The following is a 10,096-nucleotide window of genomic DNA, read 5'->3' as shown; positions in this document are numbered from 1 at the left end:
TCTTCACCTACCGCAACGACCGGATCACGTCCTGGCGGCAGAAGGACTCGTAGCGACACTTCAGGTTCTCCTTGCCGACATCGCGCTCCATCATCCGGTTGGTTCTGGCTGCTCGCCGCCGTCGTGGTGCTCCTCCTGCTCGGCGGCGGCCTCCTGCTCCGCCGCCGCACGACGCGCCGCTGACCGCCGCCGCGCGTACGACGCAGGGCCGCCGGATGACCGGCGGGCCCTGCGCGACGGGACGTCAGACCAGGCGGACCCGGGCGGCGCGCAGCCGGGTCAGGGCGCGCTCGCGACCGAGCACCTCCAGGGACTCGAAGAGCGGCAGCCCCACGGTGCGGCCGGTGACCGCGACCCGGACCGGCGCCTGCGCCTTGCCCAGCTTCAGGCCGCGCTCCACGCCGACCGCCTCCAGGGTGGACTTTAGCGACTCCGCGTCCCAGGGCTCCAGCGCGTCGAAGGCGGCGATCGCGGCGTCCAGCAGGTCGGCCGCGCCCTCCTTCATCGCCTTCGCCCAGGCCGCCTCGTCGATCAGCGGGTCGGCCAGGAAGAGGAAGTCGACGTTCGGCACGATCTCGCTGAGCACCGCGATCCGGGTCTGGGCCAGCGGCGCCACCGCGGCGAACGCGGCCGGGTCGAACTCCTCCGGCTGCCACGGCGGCGGGGCGATGGTGCCGGTGCCAGTCAGCCACGGCTGGCAGGCGGCGATGAACTCCTCCACCGGCAGCGCCCGGATGTAGTCGCCGTTGAAGGCGCGCAGCTTCTTCTCGTCGAAGAACGCGGGGGAGGGGTTCACCTCCTCCAGCCGGAACTCGTCCTCGATCACCGACCACGGCACGATCTCCCGGTCGCCCGACGGCGCCCAGCCGAGCAGCATCAGGTAGTTGCGCATCGCGCCGGCGAGGTAGCCCTCGTCCCGGTACGCCTCCAGGGCGACCTTGTCGCGCCGCTTGGACAGCTTCTGCCGCTTCTCGTTGACCACCACGGGCACGTGCGCCCAGATGGGCGGCTTGACCCCGAGGGCGTCCCAGAGCAGCTGCTGCTTCGGCGTGTTGGGCAGGTGCTCCTCGGCCCGGATCACGTGGGTGATCCCCATGGTCATGTCGTCGACCACGTTGGCCAGCAGGAAGACCGCGGAGCCGTCGGCCCGGGCGATGACGAAGTCCTCGATGTTCTTGTTCTCGAAGGTCGGCTCGCCGCGGATCAGGTCGACCACCACGGTCTCGCCCTCGTCGGGCGTCCGGAAGCGCAGCGCCCGCCCCTCGCCCGGGCCGAGCCCCTTGTCGCGGTGGAAGCCGTCGTAGCCCTGGTACTGGGAGCCGGTGCGGGCCTGCACGTCCTCGCGGGTGCAGTCGCAGTAGTACGCCCGGCCGGCGTCGAAGAGCCGCTGGGCGGCGGCGCGGTGCTCGCCGGCGTACGACGACTGGAAGTAGGGGCCCTCGTAGCTGCCCCGCTCGATGCCGATCCAGTCCAGCGCAGACAGGATGCCCTCGGTCCACTCGGGCTTGTTACGGGCCGCGTCGGTGTCCTCGATGCGGAGCACGAACACCCCGCCCTGCTGCTTGGCGTAGATCCAGTTCTGCAGGGCCGAGCGGGCGCCGCCGACGTGGAACATACCGGTCGGGGAAGGGGCGAAGCGTACACGTACCGTCACGTCCCCCAGCCTACGGCCGGCCGCGACCGCTTTCCGCCAGGGGGCCGGGTCAGGGCACCGAACGGATCTTGAGCACCAGTGCGCTGCCGAGCAGAGTGACCACCGCGGTGACCGCGTACAGCGTGGGGTATCCGCCCAGGTGCACCACGATCGGGGCGGAGAGGGCCGGCCCGAGCACCTGCGGCGCCGAGTTCGCGATGTTGATCACGCCGAGGTCCTTGGCCCGGTCGTGGCCGCCGGCAGCACCTGGGTGATCAGCGCCGCGTCCACCGCCAGGTAGACGCCGTAGCCGGCGCCGAGCAGCAGCGCGGCGGCCACCGCCATCGGCCAGACCGGCGCCACGGCGAGCAGCAGCGCCGCCACCGCCATGATCACACCGGAGGTGATCACGAAGACCTTGCGCCGGCCGGAGCGGTCCGACAGCCGGCCGGCGACCACGGCGGTGAGCATCATGCCGAGGGTGTAGAGCAGGATCAGCACCAGCAGGCCGCCCTCGGGGTCGGCCACCCGCACCCCGTCGGTGAGGAAGTAGAGCAGGTAGAGGGTGCCCAGCGCGTTGCCGGTCTGGACCAGGAACCGGGTGAACCAGGCCCAGGCGAAGTCGGGGTGCCGGCGCGGGCTGATCCACATCGAGGCGAGCAGCCCGCGCAGCCGCAGCGCCGACCGGTGCTCCCGGGGCAGCGGGTCGTCGGCGGTGAGCAGCGCGAACGGCAGCGACAGCAGCAGCATCGCCACCGCGATGGCGGCGTACCCGGCGGCGTTGCCGGTGATCAGCGCGGTGACCAGCACCGCCCCGACCACCAGGCCGAGCGCCTGCGGGATGCCCACCCAGCCGGAGACGCCCCCGCGCTGGGCGACCGGCACCCGGTCCGGGATGGCGGCGGTCAGGCTGGCCAGCATCGCGTTGAAGCAGACCTGCGCGGCGACCCAGCCGAGCGCCACCCCGGCGATGGTGTCCTGGCGGGCCAGCAGCACCAGCGCGAGCGCGCCGAGCACGGCGCCGGAGGCGGTCCAGACGTGCCGCCGGCCGAGGTGCCGGCCGGCCACCCGGATCACCGTGCGGTCGGACAGCGCCCCGGCGAGCGGGTTGGCCAGCACCGCCGCGAGCGCGCCCAGCCCGGTGACGACCGCCAGCATGGCCTCCTTGTCGCCCGGCGCGATCCGCTCGACCTGCTGCGGCAGCAGCACCTGGATGGGGGTGAAGAAGGCCATCCAGACGCCCAGGTTGGCCGCGAAGATCAGCGCGATCCAGCTCCGCCGGACCGGCACGGTGGGTTCGGCGAGCGCCGCCGGCAGCGAGGTCGGCGTCGGGTTCACCGTGGTCACGGCTTGATCACCCGGTCGCGCAACCAGGCATACGAGGACTTCGGGGTACGCCGCTGGGTGGCGTAGTCGACGTGCACCAGGCCGAACCGCTTGGTGAAGCCCTCGGCCCACTCCCAGTTGTCCAGCAGCGACCAGACGAAGTACCCGGTCACGTCGACGCCCTCGTCGATGGCGGCCCGCACGGCGTGCAGGTGCCCGTCCAGGTACGCGATCCGGTCGGGGTCGTCGACCCGGCCGTCGGCGTCCGGCACGTCGTCGTACGCGCAGCCGCTCTCGGTGACCTGCATCGGCGGCAGCGCGGCCCCGTACCGGTCCCGCAGGTCGACGAGCAGGTCGCGCAGCCCGTCGGGGGCCACCGGCCAGTCGAAGGCGGTCCGCGGGTACCCCTCCAGCGGGACGATCTCGAACGGCAGGGGCGAGTCCGGCTCGGCCGCCCGGATCCCGGTCGGGTTGTAGTAGTTCACCCCGAGCACGTCGAGCGGGGCGGCGATCACGTCGAGGTCCCCGGCGCGGACCACGCCCTCGTCGAAGCCCGGCCCGTCCGGGTAGCCGAGACCGAGCAGCGGGTCGGTGAAGAGCCGGTTGTGCAGCGCGTCGTACGCCGCCCCGGCGGCCCGGTCGGCGTCGGTGTCGCCGGCCACCCGTACCGGCGAGTAGTTGTTCGCGATCGCCACCGGGCTGCCGCTGCGCGCCCGCAGCGCCGACACCGCGAGGCCGTGCCCGAGCAGTTGGTGGTGGGCCACCGGGAAGGCGTCGAAGAGCAGCATCCGGCCCGGGGCGTGCACGCCCATGCCGTGTCCGAGGCTCATGTGGATGAACGGCTCGTTGAGGGTGATCCAGAGCTTCACCCGGTCGCCGAGGCGGGCGGCGACCAGGTCGGCGTACTCGGCGAAGCGGGCGGCGGTGTCCCGGTTGAGCCAGCCGCCGGCGTCCTCCAGGGCCTGCGGCAGGTCCCAGTGGAAGAGGGTGGCGACCGGATCGACCCCGTGGCCGAGCAGTTCGTCCACCAGCCGTTCGTAGAAGTCCAGCCCGGCGGGCGTGGCCGCGCCGGCCCCGGTGGGCTGCACCCGGGGCCAGGCGATCGAGAACCGGTACGCGGACACCCCGAGCCCGGCCAGCAGCCCGACGTCCTCGCGGTACCGGTGGTAGTGGTCGCAGGCCACGTCGCCGGTGCTGCCGTCGGCGATCCGTCCGGGGGAGTGGGCGAAGGTGTCCCAGATGGATGGTCCACGGCCGTCGGCACCGACCGCGCCCTCGATCTGGTAGGCGGAGGTGGACACCCCCCAGCGGAACCCGGCGGGGAACTCCGGCATCGGCGCGGTCGTCATTCGCCCTCCAGAAACGCGAAGCGTGCTCGGGACTCTAGGGCGCGAGCCGCTGATGCGCCATAGGCCGGGGAGCGCTGGCGGCGCAAGGGTTTTCGGCGTGTCTTTTCCGAACCCGTCCGTTTAAGTCCGAATTACCGCATACAGTCGGAATATCGCGGATGTGTCCTTAGTGGGGGAAAGACAGAAATGATCCTCGTGGAACGCAGTGCGCACGTGATGGCGCCGGTGGAAGCGGTCTGGGACGTCGTGCAGCGGGCCGAGCAGTTGCCGGCCTGGCTGGCGGGGGTTCGCGCGGCGGAGGTCCTCTCGGGGGAGGGCTTCGGCCGGCGACAGCTGGTCCAGGCCGGGCGCGGCGCGGCGCACGAGGCCGAGGTGATCGCCTACCAGGAGCGACCCTGATCGGGTGGCGCGAGCGGGCCAAGGGCGCGGGCGCCCGGGCCGAGGCGCGCACCGAGATCTACGTACAGCTGACCCCGGACGAGGAGGAGGGCGGGACGATCGTGCGGCTCATCGTCGTACGGTGGCCCGCCGGGCCGGTGAAGGCCGCCCTGCTCCGGCTCGGCCTGCGTCGGGTCGGCGCCGACCTGGAGGACTCGCTGGCCCGACTGACCGACCTGGCCGCCGTCGGCTGACGGGCCCGTCCCGGCACCGCCCGCGATGGCGATGGTCCGGCGTCCCCGCCAGGGACGCCGGACCATCGTCGACTCCGCCGCCGACACCCTGCCCGGGTTGCGGTACGTCGTGGCGTCCCCGCCCAGGAAGGCCCGACCTGCCGCATTCCGAGGGCCGGCGACATGACGAAGGGCCCGGCGCGGGATCGCGCCGGGCCCCTCTCGCGTACGACCTAGCTGTCGCCGCCGGTCTCGCCGACCGGGGCGGCGGTGATGTCGTCGAGCGCGTACTTCTTGGCGGCCTCGGCCGGCACGTTGGCCGGCACCGCGCCGCGGAGCGCGAGCTGCCGCAGCGTGGCGACCGCCACCGACTCGGCGTCGACGTGGAAGTGCCGGCGCAGCGCGTGCCGGGTGTCCGACATGCCGAAGCCGTCGGTGCCGAGCGAGGTGTAGTCGCCGGGCACCCAGCGGGCGATCAGGTCCGGCACCGCGCGCATCCAGTCGCTGACCGCGACCTTCGGCCCGTCGGCGTCGGCAGCTTCCGCTGGACGTACGGGACCCGCTGCTCGCCGCCCGGGTTGAGCAGGTTGTGCTCCTCGCACTCCACCGCGTCCCGGCGCAGCTCCGTCCAGGAGGTCACCGACCAGACGTCGGCGGACACGCCCCAGTCCTCGGCGAGCAGTTGCTGCGCCCTGAGCGCCCACTGCATGCCGGTGCCGGAGGCCAGGATGTTCGCCTTCGGCGCGTCCCCGTCCACCTTCGGAGCGGGGGAGTAGCGGTAGATGCCCTTGAGGATGCCCTCGACGTCCACGCCCGCCGGCTCGGCGGGCTGGAAGATCGGTTCGTTGTAGACCGTCAGGTAGTAGAAGACGTTCTCCTGCGCCTCCCCGTACATCCGGTGCAGGCCGTTCTCCATGATGTGCGCGATCTCGAACGCGAACGCCGGGTCGTACGCGACCACCGCCGGGTTGGTGGCGGCGAGCAGCAGCGAGTGGCCGTCCTCGTGTTGCAGGCCCTCACCGTTCAGCGTGGTCCGCCCGGCGGTGGCGCCGAGCAGGAAGCCGCGGGCCATCTGGTCGGCGGCCGCCCAGAGTCCGTCGCCGGTGCGCTGGAACCCGAACATCGAATAGAAGATGTACATCGGGATCATCGGCTCGCCGTGGGTGGCGTACGACGATCCGGCCGCGGTGAAGGACGCCACCGAACCGGCCTCGTTGATCCCCTCGTGCAGGATCTGACCGTCGGTGGCCTCCTTGTACGACAGGAACAGCTCCCGGTCCACCGAGGTGTACCGCTGGCCGTGCAGCGAGTAGATCTTCGCCGTCGGGAAGAGCGAGTCCATGCCGAAGGTACGGGCCTCGTCCGGGATGATCGGCACCCAGCGCTTGCCGAACTCCTTGTCCTTCATCACGTCCTTGAGCAGGCGGACGAAGGCCATCGTGGTGGCCACCTTCTGCTTGCCCGAGCCGCGCTTGACATCGGAGAACCGCTCGGGGCCGGGGATCTGCAGCCGCTTGCCGGTGGTCCGCCGGGACGGCAGGTACCCGCCGAGCTGCTGGCGCCGCTCCTTGAGGTACTGGATCTCGTCGGACTTCTCGCCCGGGTTGTAGTACGGCGGGAGGTAGGGGTTCTCCTCCAGCTGCTTGTCTGGGATGTCCAGGTAGAGCCGGTCGCGGAAGAGCTTCAGGTCCTCCAGCGTCAGCTTCTTCATCTGGTGGGTGGCGTTGCGGGCCTCGAAGTGCGAGCCCAGCGTCCAGCCCTTGATCGTCTTGGCCAGGATCACCGTCGGCTGACCGGTGTGCTCCATCGCCGCCTTGTAGGCCGCGTAGAGCTTGCGGTAGTCATGGCCACCCCGCTTGAGGTTCCAGATCTCGTCGTCGGTCAGGCCCTCGACCATCTTGCGGGTCCGCGGGTCGCGGCCGAAGAAGTGCTCCCGGACGTACGCCCCGGACTCCGCCTTGTAGGTCTGGTAGTCACCGTCGGGCGTGGTGTTCATCAGGTTGACCAGCGCGCCGTCGGTGTCCGCCGCGAGCAGCGGGTCCCACTCCCGGCCCCAGACCACCTTGATCACGTTCCAGCCGGCGCCCCGGAAGAACGCCTCCAGCTCCTGCATGACCTTGCCGTTGCCGCGGACCGGGCCGTCCAGGCGCTGCAGGTTGCAGTTGATCACGAAGGTGAGGTTGTCCAACTCCTCGCGGGCGGCCACCCCGATCGCGCCCAGCGACTCGACCTCGTCCATCTCACCGTCGCCGAGGAACGCCCAGACGTGCTGCTGGGAGGTGTCCTTGATGCCGCGGTGCTGCAGGTAGCGGTTGAACCGGGCCTGGTAGATCGCGTTGATCGGCCCGAGGCCCATGGAGACGGTGGGGAACTCCCAGAAGTCCGGCATCAGCCGCGGGTGCGGGTACGACGGCAGGCCGCCGCCCGGGTGCGACAGCTCCTGCCGGAACCCGTCGAGCTGGTCCTCGCTGAGCCGCCCCTCCATGTAGGCGCGCGCGTACATGCCGGGGGAGGCGTGCCCCTGGTAGAAGATGTGGTCGCCGCCGCCCGGGTGGTCCTTGCCCCGGAAGAAGTGGTTGAAGCCCACCTCGTAGAGCGACGCCGAGCTGGCGAAGGTGGAGATGTGCCCGCCGACGCTGATCTCGGGCCGCTGCGCCCGGTGCACCAGCATGGCGGCGTTCCACCGGATGTAGGCCCGGATCCGTCGTTCGATGTGCTCGTCACCCGGGAACCACGGCTCGCGCTCCGGCGGGATGGAGTTGATGTAGTCGGTGGTGGTCAGGGACGGCACCCCGACCTGGCGCTCGCGGGCCCGCTCCAGCAGGCGCAGCATGACGTACCGGGCGCGCTTGGTTCCGCGCTCGTCGATGACACCGTCGAGTGACTCGACCCATTCGCCGGTCTCTTCAGGGTCGATGTCCGGAAGCTGGCTCGGCAGACCAGCGGTGATCACCGGGCGCTTGCGTTCCGTAGCCACAGGCGTTCCCTCGGTTGTGTGTGGGATAGGTCTCTAGCGCCATCCTGCCCCCTGGTGGCGCCGGTCGTCACGTCTCCCTCCCCCAGACGCGACGCTGAACACAGGTACCCGTCGGTAACTTTGCGCGATCCTCGAGTGCGCCACGCCGGCGGCCCGAGGCTTGCCCCGACGTCCTACCGTGCGGCCATGACGACGCGGCTGGTTCTCGGGGCCGGGGTGACCCTCCTCGGCAGCCTCGCACTGGTGATCGCGGTGGTGAGCGTGTACCGGGGTGGCCTGACGCTCGCGCCCGTCGGACTGCTCGGCCTGGCCCTGCTCGGCACGGGCCTGGCGACCCTCGGCCGGCGGGCGGAGGCCGGGTGGCGGCCCCCTGGGGTCGGCGGGTACTGGGACCGGCCCGCGAGCGGCCCGACCGGGATCGTCGGCTTCGGCGTGGACGTCGGTGGCGGCGAGGGCGGTGCCGGCCGACCGGCCCACGACGGCGGTTCCGGCGGGGTCCGGTGGGGCGGGGACGGCCGCTGGTCCCATGACGGCCGGGACGGGGGCCTCGGCGGTGGTGGGTCGGGCGGTGACGGCGGCTGGTCCGGCGGCGGCAACTGACCCGCTCGGGCAGAATGCGAGATGTGCGTAGTGAGGTGATCACGGTCCAGACCGGCTCCCGGCCCACCGTCCGGGACATCACCGCCGAGGCCGAGCGGTTCGTCGCCGGCCAGGGCGACGGCCTGCTGCACGTCTTCGTGCCGCACGCCACCGCCGGGCTGGCCCTCATCGAGACCGGCTCCGGCTCCGACGACGACCTGCTGCGGGCGATCGACGACCTGCTGCCCGCCGACGACCGCTGGCGGCACCGGCACGGCTCGCCCGGGCACGGGCGGGATCACGTGCTCCCCGCGTTCGTCCCGCCGTACGCGACCCTGCCGGTGGTGGACGGACGGCTGGCGCTCGGCACCTGGCAGTCGCTCTGCCTGGTGGACACCAACGGCGACAACCCCAGCCGCAAGGTCCGCTTCTCGTTCCTGCCGGGCTGACGGGGGCGCCGCCCCGCCGCGTGAGGGCGAGGTGGGTTACGCGGATCTTGGCGACGAAGGCGTCGAGGAGGGCGCGGAGCAGGGTCTCCGTGGTCTCGTCCTTGACTCCGGGGTCAGGCCCGCGGGCGCCAGCCGCTGCGCGGCCCGGATCAGCGCGGTGTTGAACGACGCGTCGCGCAGGCTGCCGGAGATGGCGAGGACGGAGACGGACCTGGTGTGCCTCCTGGTGCGAATGCCCCACGCAACTGCGTGAGCCGCTCAACCTTAGAACTAATCAATTATTGGATCGGCAAGTAGCATGTGAGGCATGGCTCAACCCACCGTTCCCACCGCCGGCCCCGACGCGGGCGACCGCTCCGGCCTGGCCGGGGACGCGGTGCGCCGGATCATGCACATCGCCTCCGCGATCCGCCACTACCAGGACGTGGAGATCTCCGAGCTGGGCCTCACCCCGGCCGTCGCCCGGGCGTTGCACGAGCTGGACCCCGACCGGCCGCTGCCCGCCCGGGACCTCGCCGAGCAGCTGCGCTGCGACCGCTCCAACGTCACCGGCCTGGTCGACAAGCTGGAGCAGGCCGGCCTGGTGGAGCGGCGGGTCGACCCCGCCGACCGGCGGCAGAAGACGCTGGTCGTGACCGAGGCCGGCCGGCGGATGCGGGACCGGGTGCACCAGGTGATGTCCGATTCGCGACTGCTCGGCGGGCTCACCAACCACGAGCTGGCCGCCCTTCGTGAGCTGGTCTGGAAGGTCTCCGACGGCGGCTGCCCGGAGCAGTGCGGCGACGAGTGAGGCCCGGCGGGCGGATCGTGTCCGAGTGGGCGCGGGGCCCCTTCGTCGGTAATGCTGTCCGACGTGACCACCCCGCAAGATCTCGACGACCGGTTCCGGGAGGCCCTGGGCGCGCTCGGCGTCCCCGCCCGGCGGCGTGACCTCGACGAGCCACTCACCGAGGGCGCGCCGCTGACGGGAGCGCAGGCGCTGGCCCTGTTCGACGCCCAGGTCACCAGTCGACTGCTGGACCTCGCCGGACGCTGGCTGCGCAGCTTCGGTGAGGGCTTCTACACCATCGGCTCGTACTACCCGGTGAACTGCCAAGAATGAGGAGGGCACGTGGCACACCTGAAGCGGACGACCGTCATCGTCGCGAGCGCGATGGTCGCACTAACGGCCT

The 10,096-nt window shown here is 71.8% G+C and carries 5 protein-coding genes and 4 pseudogenes; 5 read left to right on the top strand and 4 right to left on the bottom strand.

The window, feature by feature from the left end; translation table 11 throughout:
• Positions 1 to 244: 244 nt before the first annotated feature.
• The 3 genes and pseudogenes from gltX to JNW87_RS28425 form a co-directional block, all read right to left on the bottom strand.
• Entirely contained in the window at positions 245 to 1,654 is a 1,410-nt protein-coding gene (gltX, locus tag JNW87_RS28435; RefSeq protein WP_109804965.1) for a glutamate--tRNA ligase, read from the bottom strand.
• Positions 1,655 to 1,703: 49 nt separating this feature from the next.
• Positions 1,704 to 2,980: pseudogene (locus JNW87_RS28430) on the bottom strand (MFS transporter).
• Positions 2,977 to 4,308 carry a GH1 family beta-glucosidase gene (locus tag JNW87_RS28425; RefSeq protein ID WP_109804963.1) on the bottom strand — a complete coding sequence of 444 codons (1,332 nt, stop codon included), beginning with the start codon at positions 4,306 to 4,308 and terminating at the stop codon, positions 2,977 to 2,979. The pseudogene JNW87_RS28430 and the gene JNW87_RS28425 overlap by 4 nt, the downstream one beginning before the upstream one ends.
• Before the next feature lie 186 nt (positions 4,309 to 4,494).
• On the opposite strand from JNW87_RS28425, the pseudogene JNW87_RS28420 reads away from it, so the two are divergent.
• Positions 4,495 to 4,940, top strand: a pseudogene (locus tag JNW87_RS28420) (SRPBCC family protein).
• Positions 4,941 to 5,152: 212 nt separating this feature from the next.
• On the opposite strand, the pseudogene aceE reads toward JNW87_RS28420, so the two are convergent.
• Positions 5,153 to 7,896: pseudogene (gene aceE, locus JNW87_RS28415) on the bottom strand (pyruvate dehydrogenase (acetyl-transferring), homodimeric type).
• Between the two features lie 186 nt (positions 7,897 to 8,082).
• Between aceE and JNW87_RS39825 the strand changes: the two are divergent.
• From JNW87_RS39825 to JNW87_RS28395, 4 genes and pseudogenes are all read left to right on the top strand, one after another.
• Entirely contained in the window at positions 8,083 to 8,496 is a 414-nt protein-coding gene (locus JNW87_RS39825) for a hypothetical protein (RefSeq protein WP_255544449.1), read from the top strand.
• A 23-nt stretch (positions 8,497 to 8,519) separates the two neighbouring features.
• Entirely contained in the window at positions 8,520 to 8,924 is a 405-nt protein-coding gene (locus tag JNW87_RS28405; RefSeq protein WP_201750000.1) for a YjbQ family protein, read from the top strand.
• Between the two features lie 307 nt (positions 8,925 to 9,231).
• On the top strand, positions 9,232 to 9,714 hold the full coding sequence (locus tag JNW87_RS28400; RefSeq protein WP_109805526.1) for a MarR family winged helix-turn-helix transcriptional regulator: 483 nt from the start codon (positions 9,232 to 9,234) through the stop codon (positions 9,712 to 9,714).
• Positions 9,715 to 9,765: 51 nt separating this feature from the next.
• Positions 9,766 to 9,999: pseudogene (locus tag JNW87_RS28395) on the top strand (hypothetical protein); the annotation flags it as partial.
• Between the last annotated feature and the right edge of the window lie 97 nt (positions 10,000 to 10,096).

The organism is Micromonospora sp. ATA51 (assembly GCF_016802855.1).
Classification (GTDB): domain Bacteria; phylum Actinomycetota; class Actinomycetes; order Mycobacteriales; family Micromonosporaceae; genus Micromonospora; species Micromonospora sicca.
The sequence above is the reverse complement of the archived record's forward strand: the minus strand, read 5'-3'. Positions and strand labels throughout refer to the sequence as shown.